The 22,523-nt window shown below is 66.8% G+C and carries 28 protein-coding genes, 1 tRNA gene and 2 pseudogenes; 21 read left to right on the top strand and 10 right to left on the bottom strand.

From position 1 onward, the window contains the following. Positions 1 to 2: 2 nt before the first annotated feature. Together cds1 and NL241_RS02265 are read left to right on the top strand one after the other, a co-directional pair. Complete coding sequence (gene cds1 / locus NL241_RS02270; RefSeq protein ID WP_487693944.1) at positions 3 to 1,097, top strand: L-cysteine desulfhydrase Cds1; 1,095 nt, start codon at positions 3 to 5, stop codon at positions 1,095 to 1,097. A gap of 306 nt (positions 1,098 to 1,403) precedes the next feature. Continuing rightward, positions 1,404 to 1,477, top strand: a tRNA-Pro gene (locus NL241_RS02265). Positions 1,478 to 1,651: 174 nt separating this feature from the next. On the opposite strand, the gene NL241_RS02260 is transcribed toward NL241_RS02265, so the two are convergent. Together NL241_RS02260 and NL241_RS02255 are read right to left on the bottom strand one after the other, a co-directional pair. After that, positions 1,652 to 1,945 (bottom strand): hypothetical protein, encoded by a 294-nt coding sequence (locus tag NL241_RS02260; RefSeq protein ID WP_494396652.1) that lies wholly within the window; start codon positions 1,943 to 1,945, stop codon positions 1,652 to 1,654. Between the two features lie 201 nt (positions 1,946 to 2,146). After that, positions 2,147 to 2,506, bottom strand: coding sequence for an Rv2640c family ArsR-like transcriptional regulator (locus NL241_RS02255; protein WP_487693940.1), 360 nt, complete (start codon positions 2,504 to 2,506; stop codon positions 2,147 to 2,149). A gap of 102 nt (positions 2,507 to 2,608) precedes the next feature. Here NL241_RS02255 and NL241_RS02250 point away from each other — a divergent pair, with 102 nt between their 5' ends. The 7 genes and pseudogenes from NL241_RS02250 (at position 2,609) to NL241_RS02220 (ending at position 6,139) form a co-directional block, all read left to right on the top strand. Continuing rightward, positions 2,609 to 3,085: an ArsI/CadI family heavy metal resistance metalloenzyme gene (locus tag NL241_RS02250; protein ID WP_487693938.1), complete on the top strand. Its 477-nt coding sequence runs from the start codon at positions 2,609 to 2,611 to the stop codon at positions 3,083 to 3,085. A 104-nt stretch (positions 3,086 to 3,189) separates the two neighbouring features. Then, the gene (locus NL241_RS02245) at positions 3,190 to 3,561 is read left to right on the top strand and encodes an ArsR/SmtB family transcription factor (protein ID WP_487693937.1); all 372 of its coding nucleotides are present in this window, start codon (positions 3,190 to 3,192) and stop codon (positions 3,559 to 3,561) included. Then, positions 3,558 to 4,664 carry an ACR3 family arsenite efflux transporter gene (arsB, locus tag NL241_RS02240; RefSeq protein WP_494396651.1) on the top strand — a complete coding sequence of 369 codons (1,107 nt, stop codon included), beginning with the start codon at positions 3,558 to 3,560 and terminating at the stop codon, positions 4,662 to 4,664. Before NL241_RS02245 ends, arsB begins: the two co-directional genes overlap by 4 nt. A gap of 4 nt (positions 4,665 to 4,668) precedes the next feature. Continuing rightward, positions 4,669 to 5,340, top strand: coding sequence for an arsenate reductase ArsC (locus NL241_RS02235; RefSeq protein WP_487693935.1), 672 nt, complete (start codon positions 4,669 to 4,671; stop codon positions 5,338 to 5,340). 4 nt (positions 5,341 to 5,344) lie between these two features. Beyond that, positions 5,345 to 5,776, top strand: coding sequence for an arsenate-mycothiol transferase ArsC (locus tag NL241_RS02230; protein ID WP_487693934.1), 432 nt, complete (start codon positions 5,345 to 5,347; stop codon positions 5,774 to 5,776). After that, positions 5,773 to 5,945 (top strand): annotated as a pseudogene (locus NL241_RS02225) (CoA-disulfide reductase); the annotation flags it as partial. The gene NL241_RS02230 and the pseudogene NL241_RS02225, both read left to right, overlap by 4 nt. 23 nt (positions 5,946 to 5,968) lie before the next feature. After that, positions 5,969 to 6,139: a hypothetical protein gene (locus NL241_RS02220; RefSeq protein WP_494396650.1), complete on the top strand. Its 171-nt coding sequence runs from the start codon at positions 5,969 to 5,971 to the stop codon at positions 6,137 to 6,139. On the opposite strand, the gene NL241_RS02215 is transcribed toward NL241_RS02220, so the two are convergent. Next, complete coding sequence (locus tag NL241_RS02215) at positions 6,140 to 7,237, bottom strand: zinc-dependent alcohol dehydrogenase (RefSeq protein WP_494396649.1); 1,098 nt, start codon at positions 7,235 to 7,237, stop codon at positions 6,140 to 6,142. Further along, positions 7,230 to 8,186 (bottom strand): Gfo/Idh/MocA family protein, encoded by a 957-nt coding sequence (locus NL241_RS02210; RefSeq protein ID WP_494396648.1) that lies wholly within the window; start codon positions 8,184 to 8,186, stop codon positions 7,230 to 7,232. Before NL241_RS02210 ends, NL241_RS02215 begins: the two co-directional genes overlap by 8 nt. Positions 8,187 to 8,285: 99 nt before the next feature. Here NL241_RS02210 and NL241_RS02205 point away from each other — a divergent pair. From NL241_RS02205 to NL241_RS02185, 5 genes and pseudogenes are all read left to right on the top strand, one after another. After that, a pseudogene (locus tag NL241_RS02205) lies at positions 8,286 to 9,299 on the top strand (glycosyltransferase); the annotation flags it as partial. A 168-nt stretch (positions 9,300 to 9,467) separates the two neighbouring features. Beyond that, positions 9,468 to 9,893, top strand: a complete 426-nt coding sequence (locus NL241_RS02200; RefSeq protein ID WP_494398226.1) for a PPOX class F420-dependent oxidoreductase — start codon at positions 9,468 to 9,470, stop codon at positions 9,891 to 9,893. A gap of 49 nt (positions 9,894 to 9,942) precedes the next feature. Beyond that, positions 9,943 to 10,437 carry an SRPBCC family protein gene (locus NL241_RS02195; RefSeq protein ID WP_487693929.1) on the top strand — a complete coding sequence of 165 codons (495 nt, stop codon included), beginning with the start codon at positions 9,943 to 9,945 and terminating at the stop codon, positions 10,435 to 10,437. A gap of 12 nt (positions 10,438 to 10,449) precedes the next feature. Further along, positions 10,450 to 11,244, top strand: coding sequence for an acyl-CoA thioesterase (locus tag NL241_RS02190; protein WP_487693928.1), 795 nt, complete (start codon positions 10,450 to 10,452; stop codon positions 11,242 to 11,244). 49 nt (positions 11,245 to 11,293) lie between these two features. Continuing rightward, positions 11,294 to 12,313, top strand: a complete 1,020-nt coding sequence (locus tag NL241_RS02185; protein ID WP_487693927.1) for an iron-containing redox enzyme family protein — start codon at positions 11,294 to 11,296, stop codon at positions 12,311 to 12,313. A gap of 71 nt (positions 12,314 to 12,384) precedes the next feature. Here NL241_RS02185 and NL241_RS02180 read toward each other — a convergent pair whose 3' ends face one another. Then, the gene (locus NL241_RS02180) at positions 12,385 to 12,585 is read right to left on the bottom strand and encodes a CDGSH iron-sulfur domain-containing protein (RefSeq protein ID WP_487693925.1); all 201 of its coding nucleotides are present in this window, start codon (positions 12,583 to 12,585) and stop codon (positions 12,385 to 12,387) included. Continuing rightward, positions 12,582 to 13,274, bottom strand: a complete 693-nt coding sequence (locus NL241_RS02175; protein WP_494396647.1) for a HemK2/MTQ2 family protein methyltransferase — start codon at positions 13,272 to 13,274, stop codon at positions 12,582 to 12,584. Before NL241_RS02175 ends, NL241_RS02180 begins: the two co-directional genes overlap by 4 nt. A 120-nt stretch (positions 13,275 to 13,394) precedes the next feature. Between NL241_RS02175 and NL241_RS02170 the strand changes: the two genes are divergently transcribed. Further along, positions 13,395 to 14,099 (top strand): phosphodiesterase, encoded by a 705-nt coding sequence (locus NL241_RS02170; protein ID WP_494396646.1) that lies wholly within the window; start codon positions 13,395 to 13,397, stop codon positions 14,097 to 14,099. Positions 14,100 to 14,145: 46 nt separating this feature from the next. Next, the gene (locus NL241_RS02165) at positions 14,146 to 14,340 is read left to right on the top strand and encodes a three-helix bundle dimerization domain-containing protein (protein ID WP_494396645.1); all 195 of its coding nucleotides are present in this window, start codon (positions 14,146 to 14,148) and stop codon (positions 14,338 to 14,340) included. Positions 14,341 to 14,349: 9 nt separating this feature from the next. On the opposite strand, the gene NL241_RS02160 is transcribed toward NL241_RS02165, so the two are convergent. The 3 genes from NL241_RS02160 to NL241_RS02150 all read right to left on the bottom strand — a co-directional run bounded on the left by NL241_RS02160 (position 14,350) and on the right by NL241_RS02150 (position 16,132). After that, on the bottom strand, positions 14,350 to 14,520 hold the full coding sequence (locus tag NL241_RS02160) for a hypothetical protein (RefSeq protein ID WP_491316631.1): 171 nt from the start codon (positions 14,518 to 14,520) through the stop codon (positions 14,350 to 14,352). A 12-nt stretch (positions 14,521 to 14,532) separates the two neighbouring features. Beyond that, entirely contained in the window at positions 14,533 to 15,519 is a 987-nt protein-coding gene (locus tag NL241_RS02155) for an LLM class F420-dependent oxidoreductase (protein WP_487693918.1), read from the bottom strand. 148 nt (positions 15,520 to 15,667) lie between these two features. Next, complete coding sequence (locus NL241_RS02150) at positions 15,668 to 16,132, bottom strand: GatB/YqeY domain-containing protein (protein WP_494396644.1); 465 nt, start codon at positions 16,130 to 16,132, stop codon at positions 15,668 to 15,670. Between the two features lie 39 nt (positions 16,133 to 16,171). Here NL241_RS02150 and NL241_RS02145 point away from each other — a divergent pair, with 39 nt between their 5' ends. Genes NL241_RS02145 through NL241_RS02125 form a run of 5 tightly spaced genes read left to right on the top strand, consistent with a single transcriptional unit; the run spans position 16,172 to position 21,482 of the window. Continuing rightward, positions 16,172 to 17,389 carry a DUF7847 domain-containing protein gene (locus NL241_RS02145; protein WP_494398225.1) on the top strand — a complete coding sequence of 406 codons (1,218 nt, stop codon included), beginning with the start codon at positions 16,172 to 16,174 and terminating at the stop codon, positions 17,387 to 17,389. A gap of 13 nt (positions 17,390 to 17,402) precedes the next feature. After that, positions 17,403 to 18,053: a DUF4129 domain-containing protein gene (locus NL241_RS02140; protein WP_494396643.1), complete on the top strand. Its 651-nt coding sequence runs from the start codon at positions 17,403 to 17,405 to the stop codon at positions 18,051 to 18,053. Beyond that, a complete protein-coding gene (locus tag NL241_RS02135; RefSeq protein ID WP_494398224.1) occupies positions 18,035 to 19,195 on the top strand; it encodes a DUF4350 domain-containing protein in 1,161 nt (386 codons plus the stop codon). Before NL241_RS02140 ends, NL241_RS02135 begins: the two co-directional genes overlap by 19 nt. Continuing rightward, positions 19,192 to 20,160, top strand: coding sequence for an AAA family ATPase (locus NL241_RS02130; RefSeq protein WP_487693915.1), 969 nt, complete (start codon positions 19,192 to 19,194; stop codon positions 20,158 to 20,160). The genes NL241_RS02135 and NL241_RS02130 overlap by 4 nt, the downstream gene beginning before the upstream one ends. Further along, complete coding sequence (locus NL241_RS02125; protein ID WP_494396642.1) at positions 20,160 to 21,482, top strand: DUF58 domain-containing protein; 1,323 nt, start codon at positions 20,160 to 20,162, stop codon at positions 21,480 to 21,482. Before NL241_RS02130 ends, NL241_RS02125 begins: the two co-directional genes overlap by 1 nt. Positions 21,483 to 21,486: 4 nt before the next feature. Here NL241_RS02125 and NL241_RS02120 read toward each other — a convergent pair whose 3' ends face one another. Further along, positions 21,487 to 22,479: a stage II sporulation protein M gene (locus NL241_RS02120; protein ID WP_494396641.1), complete on the bottom strand. Its 993-nt coding sequence runs from the start codon at positions 22,477 to 22,479 to the stop codon at positions 21,487 to 21,489. Positions 22,480 to 22,523: the final 44 nt, after the last annotated feature.

Here is a 22,523-nt window from a genome sequence, read left to right as displayed (position 1 = left end):
CGGTGACCCGGGTCGTTGACCGCGGCCGTTCGCGACAGTGGGTGGACAACGCCGTCCGGCTGATCGAAACCGATGCCCGCCGCAGCGCCGACACCCACCTGCTGCGCTATCCGCTGCCGTCGTCGTGGTGCGGCGGCGTGGACGTCCAGCTGTATCTGAAGGACGAGACCACCCACATCACCGGCAGCCTCAAGCACCGGCTGGCGCGGTCGTTGTTCCTCTATGCGTTGTGCAACGGGTGGATTCACGAAGGCACCACGGTCGTGGAGGCGTCGTCGGGGTCGACGGCGGTGTCGGAGGCGTATTTCGCGGCGATGCTGGGGTTGCCGTTCATCGCGGTGATGCCGGCAACGACGAGCTCGTCGAAGATCGCCCTGATCGAAGCACAGGGTGGGCGTTGCCATTTCGTGAAGCGTTCCTCGGAGGTGTACGCCGAAGCCCACCGGCTGGCTCAGGAGACCGGCGGTCACTACCTCGATCAGTTCACCAATGCCGAGCGCGCCACCGACTGGCGCGGCAACAACAACATCGCCGAATCGATTTTTTCGCAGATGCGCGACGAAGACCACCCGATCCCGGAGTGGATCGTTGTCGGGGCGGGTACCGGCGGCACCAGCGCAACCATTGGGCGCTACATCCGGTATCGGCGCCACGACACCAAGCTGTGCGTGGTCGACCCCGAGAACTCGGCATTCTTCCTCTCCTACGAGCGCGGCGCCGAAATCGAAACCGGTGCGTCGTCACGGATCGAGGGAATCGGCCGACCGCGGGTCGAGCCGTCGTTCCTACCGCACGTGGTGGACCGGATGGTCAGCGTGCCCGATTCGGCGTCGGTGGCCGCCGCGCACCACGTGAGCGCCGTGCTGGGCCGCCGGGTGGGACCGTCCACCGGAACCAACCTTTGGGGTGCATTCGGCCTGCTGGCCGAGATGGTGTCCCAGGGCCGCAGTGGCTCGGTGGTGACCCTGCTGGCCGACAGTGGCGATCGCTACGCCGACACCTACTTCTCGGAGGAGTGGCTCACCAGCATGAAGCTGGATCCCACCGGGCCGGCGGCGAAGCTGTCCGAGTTCGAGAGATCCTGCTCCTGGAGCTGATCGCCGCCCGTCGAATCGTCGGACGTCAAGAAGAGCCACAGAGCCGCCAGCGCGAAGAATCCCCCGTAGATAGCAGCACCCAGAGCCGTCATGGCCGGTCCACCTTTTCCGTCGTCTACCTGGTGCGCAGTGTGCGCTTCGTTACTGTCCACAACGCCTGCGACACGCCATTTCCATCCCAATCCGTGCAATTGCGATCGAGATCCGATGTGACATCGGTCCGTGAGCCATCTGTTCCCGAATCGGGCGATCTTTATGCGTTTGGCTTCTCGGGCTACCCGTGCGATACGCTGTCGGAGCTTCACGCGGGGTGTGGCGCAGCTTGGTAGCGCGCTTCGTTCGGGACGAAGAGGTCGTGGGTTCGAATCCCGCCACCCCGACACGTGTGAACTGCAGCGAGAAGGCCCCCGACTGGTCATCCAGTCCGGGGCCTTCTCACTTCTCAGTCCGCAGCTGGTCCGCAGTGGCTGCTAAGGACCGCACTCGCGCCGCATCTAGTGCTACCGAAACCTGCTCCAGGTCGTCCGGGAACAAGTCTGCATAGGTATCCGAGGTCAGAACCGCAGACGCGTGTCCACCATCAACGACGCAGGCATAACCTCATCGACATCGATGTCAACGTGCGAACCATTGGCGAGGAAGCCCCCGGCGCTGAGTTCTATGTCGATCCAGAAGCGATGCAGGGCTTTTAGCGTGGCTACCGCATCGATAAATAAGTCGACGTCGGGATCGACGTCCGGATCGATAGATATCTGACGAACTTGTGGGCGAGCGAGTGCCGGTGCGCGATGGATGAGGTCAAGGGGCCGGCCTGATTCTGTGTAATGGCGCCGCCCTGAGCGAGCCACAGCAGTGACGCTCAGAGCTTTTCTTCGGCGCCATTCCGCTCGATTTTGTTCGTTATCGCGAAAGTCCTCACGTTGTAGGCGCCATTGCGGGTCGGTTCGTGCCGCCGGCCACTGAGAACATCACGGTATGGCGGTGCCAACGCCGCAACCAGAGTTCGCGACGGTCGTGCGCCGAAGTTCTCCGGGGCCGCGGGCCGCACGCTAGCGGCAGCAATTCGGGTCGAGTACGGCACACAACGCCTGCAGGGCTTCCGGGTGCGCGCGATGAAACATGTTCATACCGCGGCGCTCGGAGAGCACGAGGCCGGCCTTGCGCAGCTGGGCCAGGTGATGGCTCACCGTGGATTCGGTGAGCCCGAGCGCGGCGGCGAGCTCGCCGCTGTTCTGCTCCCCCGCCTCGGACGAGAACAGGTGCGACATCAGTTTCACGCGTGCCGGGTCGGCGAGCGCCTTGAGGCGCAGCGCGACGTTGAGTGCGTCGTCATCGGTCATCGGTCCCGCGGCGACCGGTGCGCAGCACACCGGCGCAGACGTGTCGATGACGGGAAGCGCTTTGGGCATGGCGCCAGTCTGCCAGAAAGATTGACATATATCCAAAAGGTGGCATGCTGGGCCGTGGCGCGCTACTTCGATATATGTAAAACAACCCGAGGAGGCCGGGCCATGTCCCGCGTACAACTGGCACTCAACGTCGACGACCTCGACGAAGCAATCACGTTCTACAGCAAGCTGTTCAACACCGAACCCGCCAAGGTGAAGCCCGGCTACGCCAACTTCGCCGTGGCGGAGCCCCCGCTGAAGCTGGTACTGCTGGAGAACCCCGGCAAGGGCGGAACCATCAACCACCTCGGCGTGGAAGTCACATCCAGCGAGACCGTCCACGCCGAGATCGCCCGCCTGGCCGGCGAGGGTCTGTTCACCGACGAGCAGATCGGCACCACGTGCTGCTTCGCCACCCAGGACAAGGTGTGGGTGACCGGACCGGCCGGCGAACAGTGGGAGGTCTACACCGTGCTCGCCGACTCCGACACCTTCGGCAGCAGCCCGCAGCATCTCGATGACACCACGGACGCTGCCGACGTGTGCTGCGGCAGCCAACGCGCAGCCGCGCCGACAGCGACCGCATCGCCCTGCTGCTGACCATGAGCCGGTGGGCATGCCGGGCCGCCGGCATGCCCGCCGACGGGTCGTCGTTCACCGACTGTTCGCTTGCACCCTAGTTTGATGAGTGTCAATATCGATGCATGTCGAATCCACCCGAGGCGGCGGACGCGTGTTGCGTCACTGCGCCCCTGCTCAACGAGCCGCTGTCCGAGCAGGCCGCCGCAGAGATGGCCAAGAAGCTAAAGGCCTTGGCGGACCCGGTGCGATTGCGGCTGTTCAGTGCGATCGCTAGCCATGCCGGCAGTGAGGCCTGCGTCTGCGACATCTCCGGTGGCATCGACGTCTCCCAGCCAACCGTGTCGCACCACCTCAAAGTCCTGCGCGATGCAGGCCTGCTGACCTCTGAGCGCCGGGCGTCCTGGGTGTACTACGCCGTCGTCCCGGCCGCCCTCGGCGAGCTCTCAGCGCTGCTGGGCCTCAACACAGCGACACTCGCGGAGACGACCGCATGACCGAGACCATGTCATCGACGTCGGCACCGGTCGTCGCGAAACTCTCCACCCTGGATCGGTTCTTGCCGGTGTGGATCGGCATCGCGATGGTCGCAGGGCTGCTGCTGGGTCGCTGGATCCCCGGCTTGAACAGGGCCTTGGAAAGCGTTCAGATCGACGGCATTTCGCTTCCGATTGCGCTCGGCCTGCTGATCATGATGTACCCGGTCCTGGCGAAAGTGCGCTACGACCGGCTCGATACCGTGACCGGTGATCGCAAGCTGCTGCTGAGCTCGTTGTTCTTGAACTGGTTGTTCGGCCCGGCCTTGATGTTCGCCCTGGCCTGGCTGATGCTGCCGGACCTGCCCGAGTACCGCACCGGCCTCATCATCGTGGGGCTTGCCCGCTGTATCGCCATGGTCATCATCTGGAATGACCTCGCCTGCGGTGACCGCGAGGCCGCCGCCGTCCTGGTCGCGCTGAACTCGATCTTCCAGGTCGTCATGTTCGCCGCACTGGGCTGGTTCTACCTGTCCGTGCTGCCCGGTTGGCTCGGTCTGGAACAGACCACCATCGACACCTCGCCCTGGCAGATCGCCAAATCGGTGCTCATCTTCCTCGGCATCCCGCTGCTCGCCGGCTACCTCTCGCGCCGATTCGGTGAGAAGACCAAGGGCCGCGACTGGTATGAAACCACGTTCCTGCCCCGAATCGGACCCTGGGCCCTCTACGGACTGCTGTTCACCATCGTGATTCTCTTTGCGCTACAAGGCGAACAGATCACCAGCCGTCCTCTCGATGTGGTACGCATTGCGCTTCCCTTGCTGGCGTACTTCGCGATCATGTGGGGTGGCGGCTATCTGCTCGGCGCTGCGACCGGCCTGGGCTATCAACGGACCACGACACTGGCATTCACCGCCGCCGGCAACAACTTCGAGCTCGCCATCGCGGTGGCGATCGCCACCTACGGCGCCACCTCCGGCCAGGCCCTGGCAGGGGTCGTCGGCCCGCTCATCGAAGTCCCGGTCCTGGTCGCCCTGGTCTACGTATCACTGGCCCTGCGGCGACGTTTCTCCGATCAGAGCACTGCGTCTTCGGCCACCGCCTCGACAAAGGAGTCGTAACCCCATGTCCGACAGTCCTGCCGCCCTGCGCCCACACCGCGATCTGTCCATCGATCAACAGCACGCCTTGACGACAGCTGCCACCCGCCTGGAACGCGACTTCGGGGACAGCTTCGGCGTCGAAACGATCGAGCGGTTTCTGCACACCTCCTACGACCAGTTCGCCGGCCGCGCCACCATCGCGAACTTCTTGCCGCTACTCGCCGAACGGTTCGCCCGCCAACGCCTACATGCCCTGGCCCGGGTAGAAGGCAAGATCACCGACGGCAAACCGACCGTGTTGTTCCTGTGCACCCACAATGCCGGCCGCTCGCAGATGGCACTGGGCTACTTCGCCCACCTCGCCGGCGACGACGCCGTCGCCTGGTCGGGTGGCTCCGAACCGGGCGACCACATCAACCCTTCCGCCGTCGCCGCGATGGCCGAAGTCGGCATCGACATCACAGGCGAATTCCCCAAGCCCTGGACCGATGAGATCGTGCAGGCTGCCGACGTCGTGATCACGATGGGCTGCGGCGATGCCTGCCCCATCTTCCCCGGCAAGCGCTACGTCAACTGGGACCTGCCCGACCCCGCCGGGCAAGAGCTGGACGCGGTGCGGCCGATTCGCGACGAGATCGAAGAACGCGTCCGCCGCCTGCTCGCCGAACTCAACGTCACCGCGTGGCAGGCCTGACCCGATGACCGAATCCACCACGCCCTCAGTGCTGTTCGTCTGCGTCAAGAATGGAGGCAAGTCACAGATGGCGGCCGAGCTGATGCGCCAGCTCGCCGGAGACTCCGTCATCGTGCATTCCGCCGGCACAAAACCCGGCAGCACCATCAATGATCTATCAGCCCAAGCGCTACACGAGGTGGGCGTCGACATCACCGGTGTGAAGCCCAAACTGATCGACTATCAGCTCGCCCACGATGTCGACCTGGTGGTCACCCTCGGCCGGGAGGCACAACTCGATCCGCTGCCCGGCACCCAGGTGCAGAACTGGGACACCGACGAACCCTCCGAACGCGGCATCGACGGCCTCGAACGCATGCGCCTGGTCCGCGACGATATCGCCGCCCGTGTGCAGCAGCTGCACACGACGCTCACACCACCCAACACCACGCTCTGACAGCCGGTATCAGCGCCGCACTGCGCATTCGCGAACTCGACCCGAGCACCGACGTCACCGTTGTGGTGGCCGACGCCTATCCAAACTTCCCATCTGCGGCATTCCCTGCTATGTCTCCGCCGAAGTCACCCGTTGGACCCACCTGGTCCACCGCACCGCCGACGACCTCGATGGGTAACCAACTGTTCAAGCTTGTCGTTCGATGCCGGCGCGCCGGGCCAACCCGGGTGGGGCTCCGCCGGCGGAGGGCAGATCCCGTTCGAGGACGGCATGAACCGCAGCATGTGCGGTCCTGACCCCATGGCGCCGCCGGCGAAGTACAACAGGGACCTCTGCATGTTGGAGCAGGACGGGTCCGGGTGATCAATCGCCGGTGAAGACCAATTGCAGACCGGTGTGCCGGGACCGCGCCAGCCGGGTCAGCACCCCGGGGGCCTCGCGCAGCGGCACCCGGTCGGTGATCAGATGGGCGCTGATCGCTGCGCCCCGCGCGGCCAGCAGCTCCAGCGTCGCGGCGCTGAGCCGTTCGCGATCCCAGAGGTGAGCCGTCCCCCGAGGCACCCGCCCGATCTGTGCGCAGCGCACGCTGAGCCCGTTGTGGTGAAACTCCTCCCCCAACCTCAGCTCGGCACTGCCGCCGGGATAGAACGCCAGATCGATCACCGTGCCTTGCGGCCGCAGCGTTCTCAGGGCGGTCGCCAGAGCGGTGGCTTGACCGCGGCACTGGAACGCGACGTCGGCGCCGCGGTCGCCCGCGCTGTGGCGCCACCGTGTCTTGAGCAGCACGGCGGGGTCGTCGGACGGGTCCAGCGCCTCGAACCCCAGCAGTTCGGCCACCCGGCGTCGGCCCGGTGTGGGATCGACGACAACGATCGTCGCGGCGCCGTGATGGTCGGCGAACATCGCCGTCAGCAGTCCGATCACCCCGGCGCCGACAACCACGACGCGCCGGCCGCGCACACCGTCGCCCAGGCTGCGGACGTCGGCACCACAGCTGTCGGCCGCGGCGTGCAGTAATCCGTTGGCGCAGATGGGGCCCATGTGTGCGGCGTAGATTCCGAGTACCGGGTCCAGGCTCGCGGGGAGGGTGACGACGCGGTCGGCCAGCACGTCGGCCCGGTAGCTGCTGCGATGCCCGTACGTCATCGCCACCAGGTCACCACTGTGGACGGCCGCGGTGGCGCTGTCGGTGACCCGGCCGACCTGCATGTAACCGAACGTGCGCACCGGGTAGCCGCTGTCGGTAGCCTCCGAGCCGAACAGCCCCAGGTCCGCATCCCAGCGGCGGCGTCCGGCCGGATTCGTGCCTTTGACCCAGCTCAGGTCGGTGCCGGTAGACAACCCACTGAACACCGTCTCGACGTCGAACTGCCCCGCCGCCAGGGGCCCGGGGTCGGGCTGCTGCTGCAGCGTCACGACACCGGGTTGCTCCACCACGACGGCGTAGCCCGGTTCACGCACGCAGGCTCACCGCCCGCCCCTCCCGAGCGGATGTCGCTACGGCGCAAGCCAATTCGTGTGTCAGCAGCGCGTCGGCATAGTCGACGAGGACTTCCCCACGGCCCAGCACGGCGTCGATGAATGCCCGATCCGCCGCCTGTTTCGCCTCGTCGGGGTCCACGCTGTGATGCTGCGATCCTTCGGGGGTGCGCACAGTGACGCCATCTTCGCCGATGGCGACGGAAAGGCGGTCGGCGTGCAGGTCCAGGCCGGCGGACTGTTTCCAGTCCAGACAGCAGGTGGTCGCGATGGTGGCCACCGCCCCGGACCGAAGACGCAGCACCGCCGCGGTGGCCACCTCGATATCGCCGTCGCCGGGCGGGGTGTCGTTGGCGTAGGCCGTCACGCCGTCGACCTCGCCGCACAGCAGCCGCACCAGGTCCAGTACGTGCACGGCCTGTTCGATGACTTGGCCGCCGGATCGGGAGCGCTGCGCCCACCACGACACCGGCGGCACGCGGTCCACCCAGGATCCGACGGCCAGCCGGACAGGCCGTCCGGCGAGCACTTGCTGCGCCAGGCGCACCGTGTTCGAGTAGCGCCAGTGGTGCCCCACGGCGGTCACGGTCGCGTGTCTGCCGGCCAGTGCGGCGATGCGTGCAGCGGTCGCCAGGTCGAGTCCGAGCGGCTTCTCCACGAACAGCGCGGTACCCGCCTCGATCACCGCCTCCTCGACGGAGCCGTGTGCAAACGGAGGCACGCACACGTAGACCGCATCCACGCCGGCATCGAGCACGGCGGCCAGGTCGGGCAGGGCGGCGGCACCGGTGGCTTCGGCGAACAGTTGGGCCGCGCCGGGCGCGGGATCGGTGACGGCGGTGATGTCGACTCCGGGTATGCCGGCCAGGTGACGCGCATGTCGGGTGGCCACCCCTCCGGCGCCGACGAAGCCGACTCTGCAGTCTGCCATTTCGCCTCCCTATCGACGCCGCAGGATTACCCTAGAGCGCACACCTCACTCAGCGGTAGTCGCGGTTTCGTGCGAGGGCAATGAGGAGCGTGATGTGCCATGGCGCTGACCGTTTTCATCAATGCCGGCCCGTGGTTGACCGTGCCGCCGCAGGGGTACGGCGGCATCGAAAACGTCATAGCCACACTGATTCCGGAGTTGCGCCGCAACGACGTGCGGGTTGTGCTGGCAACGGTCGGTGCCAGCACCATCGACGTCGACGAGATGATCAGCGTGTTCGACGAGCCGCAGTTCCCGCGGTTGGGTGAGCCGTACAACGAAGTGATGGGAGTGCCTGCGGCGCACATGCTTCGGGTGATCACCGAGGTGCGTGACCGCTCCGATATCGATCTCATCCACGATCATGTGGAAGCGCTGGGTCTGACCATGCTCGGGGGCGCCGAAGGCTGCCTGCCTCCGGTGTTGCACACATTGCACTGGGATGTGACCAAGCACCGGGGCCTCTACTCCAGCTTCTGCAGCGCGAACCGGGTGTGGATCAACGGCGTGTCGAAGAACCAAATTGATTGTGCGCCAGACAATTTGAAGAAGCACATCCTCGGTCACGTTCATCTGGCCACCCCGTTGGCCGACGCCGCCACCATGACGCCGTTGCGCACCAAGGAAGATCATCTGGTGTTCGTGGCCCGGATCTGTGCACGTAAAGGCCAACACGTTGCGGCGCGCATCGCGCAGCGACTGCGCCGTCCGTTGGTGCTGGCGGGTCCGGTCGGCCCGTACCCCGACGCTACTGCGCTGGCCGCTGACCCGCACGCTGATCGGTACGCCGATGTGCGGTACTGGCGTAACGAGGTGGCACCGCTGGTGGACGGGGATCTGGTGCGGTGGATCGGCAATGTCACCGGCGAGGACCGCGACCGCCTGGTGGGAACGGCACGTGCCACGCTGTTCGCACTGTTGTGGGATGAGCCCGGCGGTACCGGGGTGGTCGAGTCGCTGGCGCTGGGCACACCTGTCGTCGGCTACGCCCGTGGCTGCTTGCCCGAACTCGTCGAGCCGGGCACCGGCCTGCTGGCGCCGCCGGGTGACGAGACCGCACTGGCGCGGCTCGTCGGAGAGGCGGAGCAGATCGATCCCGCCGTCTGCCGGGCTGTTGCCGAACGGCGGTTCTCGCCGAAGGTCATGGGTGCGGCTTACCTCAGCCTCTACGAGAGGTGCCTGGAACGGGCGTCCCCGGGAGTGAATAGGCATAACCGGGTCCGCCCGGGGCATTCCGTCCCAATGACATCACCACTGACCGACGACGCCAAGAAGATGCTGTCCAAGCCCAACCCCGCTGTCATCAGCACCGTCCGTAGTGACGGGCAGCCGGTGTCCGCCGCCACCTGGTACCTGCTGCGCGACGATCATGTGCTGGTCAACATGGACGTCGGCCGCAAACGGCTGGCTCATCTGCGCAAGGACCCGCGGGTGTCGCTGACGGTGATCGATGAAAGTGACTGGTACACCCACATCACCGTCATCGGACACGTCACCGACATCTACGACGACGAGGGCCTCGCCGATATCGATGCACTGTCTCGGCATTACCAGGGCAAGGAGTATCCGGCCCGGGACCGCCCGCGGGTCAGCGCGCTCATCGAGGTGGACCGGGTGCACGGCTGGGGCGCCCAGAAGAACAACAATCAGCCTGACGGCCGGGGCTGAGCGACAGTCGAGGCGTCTGGCCCACACTGTTCGTGGAAGGCTTGGGGCCATGGCCCGTTGGTATCCGCTCGAATCCACCGATGCGACGTTGTTCGACACCGCAGCACACGTGTTCCGCTATCAGAAGCACTTCGACGCACCGCCGGACGTGGTGTGGACGTCACTGGCGTCGGACCACTCGCTCGCCGACTGGGGATCGTCGGTGCAGTCCGTCACGTGGACGACGCCGCGGCCGTTCGGGATCGGCACCACCCGTGAGGTGGCGATGCCGGGCGGGTTGGCCCGGGTGCGTGAGCACTTCTTCCGGTGGGACGAGGGTTCGGGCTACTCGTTCTACGTCTACGAGGCCAATGCCCCGCTGTTCCGGCGCTTCGCCGAGGATTACACGATCGCACCGGACGGGACCGGGACGTTGTTCAGCTGGACGGTGGCGATCGACCCGAAGAGTGCGCTGCGGCTGCCCTTCCACGTGTTGGCGCCGGTGGTCAAAGCCGGTTTCGGCCGCATGGCCGCCGACGGTCAGAAGTATTTCGCCGACCGCTAAGGTCGGCATTCGATGACAGGTGTCAAGAGAAGCTGGATCGCCGACCTATTGGCCTTCGAGCGTGACGGTGACGTGTTCGTGGTGGCGGACCCGGCGGGCGGGCGCGGAGAGCGTCTGTTCGGCGGCATGATCGCCGCCCAGGCCCTGGGCGCCGCCGGTGCCACCGTGGAGCCGGACAAGCTGCCGCAGTCACTGCACGCCTACTTCGTCCGGGGCGGCAAATTCGGGGTGGAACTGCGCTTCGAGGTGGAGCGCACCCGCGACGGCCGATCCTTCGACACCCGCCGGGTGACCGCCGTCCAGGAGGGCAAGGTCATCCTCGAGATGATCACCTCGTTCCACCGGCCCGAAGCCGGTGCGGACTGGCACCCGCCGGCACCGGAGGCGCTCGATCTCGACGCCGCCCAGCCGAAGTACCCGGGGCTGTCGATCACGGAGCACCTCGAGATCCGTACCGCACCCTCGGATCCGTCCGCCTTCGCGGTACCCCCGTACTGGGTGCGCTTCCGCGAACCGGTCGAGAACAACCCGCTGTCGCGGTCGTGCGCGCTGACTTTCGTCACCGATCTCGGACCCGTACCCGCGGCCCGGCCCGCGGGTACCCCGCTGGAGCCCAATGTCGGATACGCGGCCAGCCTCGACCACTCGGTGTGGTTCCACCGGCCGTTCGACCCTGCGAGCTGGCATCGCTACGAGGTGCATCCGGTCAACAACAACGACAACCGCGGCCTCGTGGTCGGGTCCATGTACGACGCGTCCGGCCAATTGATTGCGAGCATGACCCAGGAGGCGCTGTGGCGCCTGTGACGTTGGTGAAAGGTGGTTTCTGACGGGTGTATGCGGGTACCTGACTCGCGTGACTCTCGCTACTCCCGTGACCGAACCCGCACTTCCCGTTGCTGTCGGACCATTGTCGGCGACGGTGTTGGAGGTTCTGGGTGAACGTCCGCCGCGTCGCCTCCTCACCCGCATCAACGCTCCGGTGGTCGACTCCGATCCGTGGGGTCTGGACCTGCACATGGCGCTCTACGTTCTGTATGAACTGCACTACCGCGGGTTCCGAGGCGTAGATCCGGCCTGGGAGTGGAATCCGGCACTGCTTCATCTGCGGGCACAGCTGGAGATCGCTTTTCTCGATGTGGTGACCAACGAGGTGGGTTCGCTCGACGACGTGGAGTCCGTGTTCGCGGTGATGGACGACATCTCCACCGAGCCCGCCGATGGTGAAGGCCCGTCGTACTTCATCCGCGACAAGGCGACGCTGGAACAGGTGCAGGAGTACTTCGTGCACCGTTCGCTGTACCACCTCAAAGAAGCCGACCCCCATGCTTTCGCGATCCCCCGTCTGCAAGGGCAGGCCAAGGCATCTTTTGTCGCGGTCGAATTCGACGAATACGGCGGCGGCCGCGGCGAGAATCTGCATCAGCGGCTGTTCGCTGACCTGATGGCCGCCGCGGGACTCGACTCCAGCTATCTCGGGTACATCAATCACGTTCCGGCAGAAGCTCTTTCGTCGGTGAACCTGATGTCGATGTTCGGCCTGCACCGCGCTTTCCGAGGCGCTGCGGTGGGGCATTTCGCGTCCACGGAGATCACCTCTCCCCCCGGGTCGGCGCGCCTGGTCCAGGGTCTCGAGCGTCTCGGCGCCCCACAGGAATGCGTCCGCTTCTACCAGGAGCATGTGGAGGCCGACGCCGTGCACGAACAGGTGGTGCGCACCGACGTCGTGGGTGAATTGATCAGGCTGGAACCGCAACTCGAGCGGGACGTGGTGTTCGGCATCCGGGCCCACGCAGTGGTCGAAGACCGGTTGGCCGATCTGCTGATGAAGCGCTGGGCAGAGAACCAGACCTCACTGCGCCGGCCGCTGGACTGACTTTCTCAGACGACGACGAAGGCCCGCCGGGTGGCGGGCCTTCGTCGTATGTTCGCGATGTTGTATGCGCGTTATGCCGAGCGCCGGGCTTTTCGCCGATGGCTGGTGTCGCACAACGGATATGACTTGCTGCGCTTGCACGCGCAGATTGCCACCATGAAGCGGTCGGACTCGACGGTGCTTCCGTCGGGCATCTCGATACACACCGGACCCTCTACCATGATCGGGCCCTTGGGCACGATCTTGACTCGGCGAGGTTCGGCGTCACTCACTGCTTGTCAGCCCTTATCACCACGAGTTCCTCGACCCGATGTCCTTGCGGCAACCGCCCCGTCGCCTCGAGCCACGGCGCGCAGGAGGTGAGCACCGGCCCGAAAGGAATCAACTGCCAGGCAACCACATCGGCTTTCAACCCACCGGCACGCAATGACTCGATGGACTGCTCGATACCTGTGAACTCGGACTGCACCAGAAGCATCGTGCCACCATCGGTCAGCAGTTTCGGTGCCATCGTGCACAACGGGTCGACGATGATGCGGCCGTCGTCACCGCCGTCCCACGACCACGCCGGGTCGGCATTCGCCGGGATGGTGAGATCGATCACCGAAGGTGTTGGCACGTAAGGCGGGTTCGACACCACGACGTCGTAGGGACCATCCGCCAGCGCGTTGTCGAACGAACCAAGGCGTACGTCGACGTCCGCGCCCACCTGCGCGGCATTGCGACGGGCACAGGACACCGCATCTTCGGACACATCCCATGCGGTGACCTCCGCGGCACCCAGGCCGGCGGCCGCGATGGCGACCACACCGCTGCCGGTACACAAATCGACCACCCGTCGGCCCACCACCACTGTGGTGCGTTCCAATGTGTCGATCAGCAGGTGTGAATCCTCCTGCGGTCGATACACATCGGGTGCAGCGACAACTGGGCGGTGGATTTCGGGGAGCGTTGCAGTCACGGCGGCCTCTCAACTGTCGTCGTGTGCTGATGTAGCACGTGGGAAATTTGATGCCCTGTTTCGGGCGGGTTAAACCGCTTGCCGCCGTTTACCAACGGTTTCGGGGGGCATCCGGGTGTCGTGCATCTCTCAGACATCGCCGAACTGCCGTTCAAACTCGGCGCTGAACTGCGCCACCGGCGCGCGTTTCACCCGATCGGGGTACTGGCGCGTGGCCACATCGAGCGGATCGCACCGGTGGCCAAGGGTTTACCCGTCGGATCGGGTGAGATCACCGCGAGATTGTCCAAAGGGGCCGGGCTGCCGGGCGGGCTGCCCGATTTTGCCGGATTGGCCTGGCGTATGGGTCCGGGTGCGTCCGCGGTCACGCCGTGGGATGTGTTGATGGTCTCCGCGGGGTCGAGTGCGCTGGGTCGTGTTGTGTTGCGCCCGGCCCGTGCCTGGCCGAACACCACGTTCTCGACCTTGATGCCGTTGGGGTACGGCGGGCAGACGTGGTGGCTGCGCGCTCGCTTCCTGGAGCCGACCACCTCCAATGGCCTGTCACTCGACGACCTGTCGGCAGCGCTGGGTAGCGGTACTGCGATCCGTATCGCCGTGGACCAATCCGCCGGCCTGGGGGGCTTCGCCCCGCTGGCGATGCTGACACTGACCGAGTTGCTGCCCAATGACGACAAGGGTGAGTTCGCCCTCGACCCGACCCGCAACACCGCACCCGGAGTGACACTGCTGCCGCAATGGCTCACCGCCCTGCGCCGGGGTGCCTACCGCGGAAGCCGTCAGGGCCGGCACGAGGCCAACTCTGTCGACAGTCAACAGCTGTGATCGACACCTCGTTGACGAGCGTTTACCTGCCGGTAATCATCTCTGGGTGCCAAGAAGTGAGCAAGATCTGCTGACCGAAATCGAACACCGTCTCACCAGCATCTACACCGAAATCGACCCACAGCAGGTCACCGCCACCATCGGTCAGGCGCACGCGCAATTCGAGCAGAGCACCGTGCGGGATTTCATTCCCTTGCTTGTCGAACGCCGCGCCCGCCGCGAGCTCGCAGCGCTGACCTGACGAACGGACTCAGTCCGGCGGTTCCGGAGTGCCCTGCTCGTCGGCCACATCCGGCGCGACCTCCCGCGTGGCCATCCCGCCTTCACGGCCGTGATCGGCCGGGCCGGGACGATCCTTGTCCTCGACGCCCTTGACCTCGTGCGGGCTGGTGGCCACTCGCTGGCTGTGATCGTCGGTCATGTTTCTTCCTCCCTAATCGGCTGCTGACCGCAGGGCCGCCAACAGCGGCTCCGCGGCTTCCTTGAAGAACTGATCCTGGTGAGCGCCCCCGATCTGGACGAGGGCGATGTCGGTGAAGCCGGCTTTCCAGTAAGCGCTGACGGCCTCGACGATCGCGTCGAGATCCGGACCGCACGGGATGCTCTCCGCGACGTCCTCGGGGCGGACGAACTGGGTGGCGCCGGCGAAGCCGGCCGTGGTCGGTAGGTCGGCATTGACCGCCCAACCGCCCCCGAACCACCGGAACTGCTCGTGCGCGCGTTCGATCGCCGCGTCCTTGTTGGGGTCCCAGCAGATGGGGATCTGACCGACGACGCGGCCACCACCGGGCAGCCCGGTTGCTTGCCGCGCGTGATGCCAGGCTTTCACGCGGTCGGCGTCGGGTTGCACTTCGATGAGGTGGTCAGCCAGTGTCGCGAAGTTGTCGAGTGAGCGGTCGCCGGTCATCGAGATGCCGATTCCGATCGGCTCCTCAGGGACATCCCAGATGCGCGCGGAGTCCACCTGGAAGTAGTCGCCGCGCCAGTCGACCAGCGTGCCGGTCCACAACTCGCGGATGATGTGAATCGCTTCGACGAGCATGTCCTGGCGGGTCTGCAGACTGGGCCACCCCTTACCGACGACGTGCTCGTTGAGGTTCTCGCCGCTGCCGAGCCCGAGGGTGAAGCGGCCGTCCGACAGGATCTGCACCGTGGCCGCCTGCTGCGCGACGATCGCCGGGTGGTATCGCATGGTGGGACAGGTGACATAGGAGTACAGATCCACCCGCTGGGTGGCGTGCGCGACGGCGCCGAGGACGGTCCACGCGTTGGGCGCATGGCCCTGAGCCGCCAGCCAGGGTGAGAAATGGTCGCTGCACACCTCGAAGTCGAAACCGACAGACTCCGCTGAAACAGCGTGCTGGACAAGCTCTTTGGGCCCCGCCTGCTCCGTCATCAAGGTGTATCCGAACCTGGTCATGCGGGTCGGATACCCGGGCGCCTGGGCGGCAAACCGTCTTCAGCCCGGTCGACGAGGCGGCGAGGCACGAGCCGGGGAGGGAGGGCCGGGCTCCAGCGGCTTCAGCCCGGTCGACGAGGCGGCGAGGCACGAGCCGGGCTTCCTCCAGTTACAGCCGATCCTTGACCGCGGCCGAGACCCGCGCCCCGTCGGCCTTGCCGGCGACGATCGCGTTGGCAGCCTTCATCACCAGACCCATCTGTTTCATGCCGGGGCGCTCGCCGAGTTCCTCTGCCACCTGGGCGATCGCCGTGTTGACCGCGTGGGCCACCTCGTCGTCGTCGAGCTGGGTGGGCAGGTACTCCTCGATCACCGCCGCTTCGGCGCGTTCGTTGGCCGCCAGCTCACCACGGCCGTTGCTGATGTAGATCTGGGCGGCCTCGCCCCGTTTCTTTGCTTCCCGGGTCAACACCTTGAGCACCTCGGCGTCCGAGAGCTCACGCGCCTGCTTACCGGAGACCTCCTCGGCCTGCACGGCGGCCAGCAACATCCGCAACGTGGCCATCCGCAACTTGTCCTGCGCCTTCATCGCCGCAGTGAGATCAGACCGCAGCCGCGCTTTGAGCTCCGCCATGCCTCATGACGCTACGCCTGGCCGCCCCGTGTGACTCGTATCGTTGTCAGAACCAACGACCATCGACAGGATGGTCACCATGCGCAACGACGACGGGGGACGCTCACTGTGACCCAGCCGCCGACCGGACCCGGCTGGCAGCCTCCGGGTTACCCGCAGCAGGGCTACCCGGGCCAGGGCTACCCACAGCAGGGTTACCCCCCGCCTGGCTACCCGCCACCGGGCTACCCCCCGCCCGGCTACCCGGGCCAGGGCTACCCGCCGCCGCACAACGGCTATCCCGTCCTGCCACCAGTGGCCCTGCAGCCCGGCATCATCCCGTTGCGGCCACTGACCATCGGCGACATCTTCAACGGCGCCGTCCGCTACATCCGCGCCAATCCCAAGGCCACCCTCGGGCTGGCGGCCGCGGTCGTCATCGTGACCCAGATACTGGCACTCCTCCTCCAGGTGGGCCCGCTGGCCGCGATGGGGGAACTCGACGCCCTGCGCGGCGAGAGCGACTCCACCGCCGGCCTCATCGGGTCCTTCGCCACCACGGTGGTGGCAGCCCTGATGCAGGCGCTGACCGCGGTCATCCTGAGCGGCATGCTCACCGTCGTCGTGGGCCGCGCGGTTTTCGGATCCCCGATCACCATCGGTGAGGCCTGGGCCAGGATCCGCGACCGCATCCTGCCGCTGCTGGGGCTGGCGGTGCTGGAACTTCTCGGTGTGATCCTGCTGGCCGGCGTCATCACACTGATCATCGTGGGGCTCTCCGTCGGTACCGGCGTGGCCGTCGCCGTCCTCGTCGGGATTCCGCTCGGGCTCCTCGGCATCGTCGCGATCCTGTATCTGGCCACCATGTTGTCCTTCGCGCCGGTGGCGATCGTGCTCGAGCGGATGCCGGTGATCGACTCGGTCAAACGGTCGTTCTTCCTGATCCGTCACGACTTCCTGAGGGTGTTCGGGATAGGGGCGCTGGCCGGAATCGTGGTGTGGGCCATCGCGGCCGCCGTGGCCATGCCGTTTTCCATCGCGCAATTGATCATGGGCATGGAGTCCACCGCCGCGATCCTGTTGGGTACGGTCTCGGCCAGCGTCGGCGCGATCGTCGGGCAGGTGATCACCGCCCCGTTCACCGCCGGCGTCGTCGTACTCCTCTACACCGACCGGCGTATCCGGGCCGAGGCGTTCGACCTGGTGTTGCGCACCGGCGCGACCGCCGGCCCCGGCGACATCACCTCGACCGACAACCTCTGGCTGGCCCGGCGTTGAGGATGAGGTTGCCGTGCCGCCGGTAGACATCGACCGCGATGCCGCGCGTGAGGCCGCGCAGGAGGAACTCAACAAGCCGATCTATCCGAAGGGTTCGCTGACCGATCGATTCAACGACTGGCTCAACGATCTGATCTTCCGGATCGTGGCCGGCGGTGACCTGATTCCCGGCGGTTGGTTCACCATCATGGTGCTGTTGATCATCCTGACGATCGCGATCGTGGTGGCCGTCCGTATCGCGCGTAACACCATGCGTACCAACCGCGGTGGTGAGCACCAGTTGTTCGGTTCGACGGAACTGTCTGCGGCCCAACACCGCGAGCTCGCGCAGCAGTGCGCCATGCGCGGCGACTGGGCCGCCGCCATCCGGCATCGGCTCCGCGCCATCGCCCGGCACCTCGAAGAGGTGGGCGTCGTGTCCGCGATTCCCGGTCGCACCGCCAACGAACTGGCGCGCGACGCCGGTGGCGCACTGCCCCAGCTCTCAGGTGAATTGAGCGCGGCAGCAAGCGCTTTCAACGACGTCACCTACGGTGAGCTGCCCGGCACCCAGGGTGCGTACCAGATGATCAGCGAGCTCGACGACCATCTACGGACGCGGTCGATGACGCCGACGTCGGCGTCGCCGCCGGCGACACCGCACGGCTGGGCGGAGGTGCGGTGACGTCCACGGCACCACGCCCGGCCGTCGTGAGCCGCTGGCGCACCGTGCGGTGGGTGGCCGGGGCCGCCGTCATGATCATCGTGCTGGCGGTGATCGCCGCCTGGCTCACCGCGCCTCGGCCCGGCGGCCGGATGGATCCCACTGCAACATCCGCCGACGGCGCGCACGCGCTGGTGGCGTTGTTGCGGGACCGCGGTGTGGACGTCGTGGTCGCCGACACGGTGGCCGACGCCGAACGCGCAGCCCGTCCGGACTCGCTGATCCTGATCGCGCAGACTGCCTACACCGCCGACGACGAACTGCTGCGCGACCTGGCCGAGGCGCCCGGTGACCGCCTGGTGGTGGAGCCGACGTCGCGCACCCGCGAAGCACTGGCCCCGCAGGTCCAGGTGGCGCCCACCGCAACTTATGGCGGCGACCCCGACTGCGACCTGCCCGAAGCCGTCCGCGCCGGGGTCGCACAGTTCGGGCCGACGGACACCTACGAAGCCGTCAGGGATTCCACGGTGGATCTCGTGCGCTGTTACTCCGGCGCGGTGGTGCGCTATCAGGATGACCAACGGCGCACCATCACCGTCGTCAGTACCGCCGAGTTCATGACCAATTCGACGCTGCTGCAGGAAGGCAACGCCGCGCTGGCGATGAACCTGGCGGGCAGCCGGCCCCGGGTCATCTGGTACGCACCGCAGCGCCTCGAAGGTGAAACCTCGGGCTCTGCAACGGTGTTCGACCTGATCCCGAAACAGGTCGACTGGATCGTGTGGCAACTGTGGCTTGTCGTGGCGCTGGTGGCACTGTGGAAGGGCCGCAGGCTGGGTCCGCTGGTGGCCGAACGGCTTCCCGTGGTGGTGCGGGCGTCGGAGACCGTCGAAGGCCGCGGCCGGTTGTACCGGGCGCGACGAGCACGCGACCGCGCCGCCGACGCACTGCGCACGGCTACCTTGCAGCGACTGGCACCCCGGCTGGGATTCGGAGTCCAACCCGACCCCGCAACCGTCGTACAGGCGGTGGCCCAACGCACTGCTCTGGATCCGAATACCGTGCACCACACTCTGTTCGGACCCACTCCCGGTTCCGACAACGATCTGATGCATCTCGCTCACGCGCTCGACGACATCGAAAGGCAGGTCGCCCACTCGTGACACAGCCCGCTACTTCCACCGCTGACACCGCACGCTCGGCACTGCTGGCCCTGCGCGCCGAGATCGCCAAAGCGGTCGTGGGTCAGGATGCCGTGATCAGCGGCCTGGTCATCGCATTGCTGTGCCGCGGCCATGTGCTGCTCGAAGGTGTACCGGGGGTGGCCAAGACGCTGCTGGTGCGTTCGCTGGCCGCAGCACTGCAGCTGGAGTTCAAGCGGGTGCAGTTCACCCCCGACCTGATGCCGGGCGACATCACCGGATCGGCGATCTACGACGCGCGCACCGCCGAGTTCGAATTCCGGGAAGGCCCGGTGTTCACCAACCTGATGCTCGCCGACGAGATCAACCGCACCCCACCCAAAACCCAGGCCGCCCTGCTGGAGGCGATGGAGGAACGACAGGTCAGCGTCGACGGTGATCCGCGCGCGCTGCCCGACCCGTTCATCGTGGCCGCCACCCAGAACCCGATCGAGTACGAAGGCACCTACCAGCTTCCCGAGGCACAGCTCGACCGTTTCCTGTTGAAGCTGAATGTTCCTCTGCCGCCCCGGGATCAGGAGATCGCCATCCTGGGCAGGCACGCGCACGGTTTCGACCCGCGCGACCTGTCCGCCATCCGGCCGGTTGCGGGCATCGACGATCTGCGCGCGGGCCGCGAAGCCGCCGGCCGCGTACTCGTCGCCGACGAGGTGCTCGGCTACATCGTCGACATCGTGGGCGCCACCCGGCAATCGCCGGCCCTGCAACTGGGTGTCTCACCGCGGGGGGCCACCGCACTGTTGGGCACCGCCCGGTCGTGGGCGTGGTTGTCCGGGCGCAACTACGTGACCCCCGATGACGTCAAGTCCATGGCACGTCCGACGCTGCGCCACCGCATCGCCCTGCGTCCCGAAGCCGAACTCGAAGGCGCGACACCGGACGCCGTGCTCGACGGCATCCTGGCCTCCGTTCCGGTACCGCGGTAATGGTCCTCACCGGCCGCACCGGGCTGGTGGCGCTGATCTGCGTTCTCCCCGTCGCGGTAGCCCCTTGGCCGGCAACGGCATTCGCGATCCTGGCGGTGCTGCTCGCTGCCGCCGTCGGACTGGACGTCGTGTTTGCGGCCAGCACCAAGGGTCTGGAGTTCTCGCGTTCCGGCGACACCTCGGCGCGTCTCGGCGAGCCGGTGAACGTACAGCTCCTGGTGCACAACGGCGGTTCCCGCACCTTCCGCGGCGCGGTCCGAGATGCGTGGGCGCCCAGCACCAGAGCGCAACCCCGCTCGCACGATCTCACTCTCGCGCCGGGGCAACGGCAGCAGGTGGGTACCGCCCTGCGCCCCATCCGGCGCGGCGATCAGGTCTCAGCGGTGGTCACCGCGCGATCCATCGGTCCGCTGGGTCTGGCCGGCCGGCAGAGTTCGCACCGGGTTCCGTGGACGGTACGGATCCTGCCGCCGTTCCTGTCCCGCAAGCACCTGCCGTCGCGGCTGGCGAAACTCCGCGAACTCGACGGCATGGTTCCGGTGCTGATCCGCGGTCAGGGCACCGAATTCGATTCGCTGCGTGAGTATGTCGTCGGAGACGATGTCCGGTCCATCGACTGGCGCGCCACCGCACGGCGCAACGACGTGGTGGTGCGCACCTGGCGCCCGGAACGTGACCGCAGGGTCGTCATCGTCGTCGACACCGGCCGTACCTCGGCCGGCCGGGTGGGCGTCGACCCCACCGCCAGCGACCCCGGCGGTTGGCCCCGCCTGGACTGGTCCCTGGATGCCGCACTGCTGCTGGCCGCGCTGGCCTCGCGCGCAGGTGACCACGTCGACTTCCTGGCCCATGACCGCAGCACCCGCGCAGCCGTCGTCAACGCCTCCCGCACCGAACTCCTGGCGCAGTTGGTCGAGGCCATGGCACCACTGGAACCCGCTCTCGTCGAATCGGATTCGACGGCGTTGGTGGCCGCGATCCAGCGCCGGGTCCGGCGCCGTGCGCTGGTGGTGTTGCTCACCGAGCTCAACGCCTCGGCGCTGGACGAGGGCCTGCTGCCGGTGCTGCCGCAGCTGTCGGCCAAACACCGGGTGATCGTCGCCGCGGTGGGCGACCCGCGCGTCGACGAGTTGGCCGCCGGCCGTTCGGATCCCGCCGCAGTGTATGACGCGGCGGCCGCCGAGAAGGCCCGGAACGACCGTCGCACCATCGCATCCCGGCTGCGCCGAAGTGGCGTCGAGGTGGTGGACGCCCTCCCTGAAGATCTGGCGCCCGCCCTGGCCGACAGCTACCTGGCGATGAAGGCCACCGGGAAACTCTGAGCGCTCACGATGTGGGCACAATGTCGGGCGCGTCATCGGCGTCACCGGTGGCGCCGGCCGACGCCGCCTTACGGCCGAAGTAGACGATGTAGCCCAGGAACGCGACCTCGGCCAGCACCCCGATCGCGACGCGGACGAAGGTCGGGAACGGCGACGGCGTCACCACTGCCTCGATCAGCCCGGAGATCAGCAGCACCACAACGAGTCCCACAGCGACCGCGACCACGGCACGGCCCTGCTCGGCCAGCACCTGCCCGCGCGGCCGGTTGCCCGGTGAGATCACCGCCCAGCCCAGGCGCATGCCCACCGCGGCCGCCAGGAACACCGCGGTGAGCTCGAGCAGACCGTGCGGCGCCAGCAGGCCGAGGAAGACGTCGCCTTTGCCGTGGTGGAACATCAGCCCACCGGACACCCCGAGGTTCGCGGCGTTCTGATACAGGACATACGGGATCGGCAGCCCGAGCAGGATCGCGTAGCCGATGCACTGGGCGGCCACCCACGAGTTGTTCACCCACACCCGCAGTGCGAACGAACCCGCCGGATTCTCGCTGTAGTACGCCGCGAACTCATTGTTGACCAGTTCATCGATGTCGGTGGGGGTGCCCACCGCCGCCTGCACTTCCGGATTGAGCGCCACCCAGACGCCGATGATGGTGGCCACGACGAAGAACGCCACCGCCGAGGCCAGCCACCACCGCCATGCGCGGTAGGCGACCACGGGAAATGAGACGGTCCAGAACCGGACGAACTCGCTCCACAGGGGGGCGTGGGCGCCGGTGACGGCAGCGCGGGCGCGGGCCACCAGCGTCGAGAGCCGGCCGACCAGCACCGAATCCGTCGACGACGACCGCAGCATCGACAGATGGGTGGACGCCCGCTGGTACAGCTCCACCAGCTCGTCGACTTCGGCTCCCGTCAGCGTGCGACGCTTCTTGACCAGCGTTTCCAACCGGTCCCAGGCGGGGCGGTGGGCGAGCACGAACGCGTCGACATCCACGCCCGCGAAGTCTAGTAGCGTCGAAATGTGGCTACCCCTGGCAA

It is taken from the genome of Mycolicibacterium sp. SMGY-1XX (genome assembly GCF_059132455.1).
This window is presented reverse-complemented; position numbering and strand designations above follow the sequence as displayed.

What these genes read in the sequence shown, in the direction of transcription:
- NL241_RS02255 (WP_487693940.1), bottom strand. Translation starts at nt 2,506, where the DNA reads ATGCCCAAAGCGCTTCCCGTCATCGACACGTCTGCGCCGGTGTGCTGC.
- NL241_RS02250 (WP_487693938.1), top strand. Translation starts at nt 2,609, where the DNA reads ATGTCCCGCGTACAACTGGCACTCAACGTCGACGACCTCGACGAAGCA.
- NL241_RS02245 (WP_487693937.1), top strand. Translation starts at nt 3,190, where the DNA reads ATGTCGAATCCACCCGAGGCGGCGGACGCGTGTTGCGTCACTGCGCCC.
- arsB (WP_494396651.1), top strand. Translation starts at nt 3,558, where the DNA reads ATGACCGAGACCATGTCATCGACGTCGGCACCGGTCGTCGCGAAACTC.
- NL241_RS02235 (WP_487693935.1), top strand. Translation starts at nt 4,669, where the DNA reads ATGTCCGACAGTCCTGCCGCCCTGCGCCCACACCGCGATCTGTCCATC.
- NL241_RS02230 (WP_487693934.1), top strand. Translation starts at nt 5,345, where the DNA reads ATGACCGAATCCACCACGCCCTCAGTGCTGTTCGTCTGCGTCAAGAAT.
- NL241_RS02210 (WP_494396648.1), bottom strand. Translation starts at nt 8,186, where the DNA reads ATGGCAGACTGCAGAGTCGGCTTCGTCGGCGCCGGAGGGGTGGCCACC.
- NL241_RS02200 (WP_494398226.1), top strand. Translation starts at nt 9,468, where the DNA reads ATGACATCACCACTGACCGACGACGCCAAGAAGATGCTGTCCAAGCCC.
- NL241_RS02195 (WP_487693929.1), top strand. Translation starts at nt 9,943, where the DNA reads ATGGCCCGTTGGTATCCGCTCGAATCCACCGATGCGACGTTGTTCGAC.
- NL241_RS02190 (WP_487693928.1), top strand. Translation starts at nt 10,450, where the DNA reads ATGACAGGTGTCAAGAGAAGCTGGATCGCCGACCTATTGGCCTTCGAG.
- NL241_RS02160 (WP_491316631.1), bottom strand. Translation starts at nt 14,520, where the DNA reads ATGACCGACGATCACAGCCAGCGAGTGGCCACCAGCCCGCACGAGGTC.
- NL241_RS02155 (WP_487693918.1), bottom strand. Translation starts at nt 15,519, where the DNA reads ATGACCAGGTTCGGATACACCTTGATGACGGAGCAGGCGGGGCCCAAA.
- NL241_RS02150 (WP_494396644.1), bottom strand. Translation starts at nt 16,132, where the DNA reads ATGGCGGAGCTCAAAGCGCGGCTGCGGTCTGATCTCACTGCGGCGATG.
- NL241_RS02125 (WP_494396642.1), top strand. Translation starts at nt 20,160, where the DNA reads ATGGTCCTCACCGGCCGCACCGGGCTGGTGGCGCTGATCTGCGTTCTC.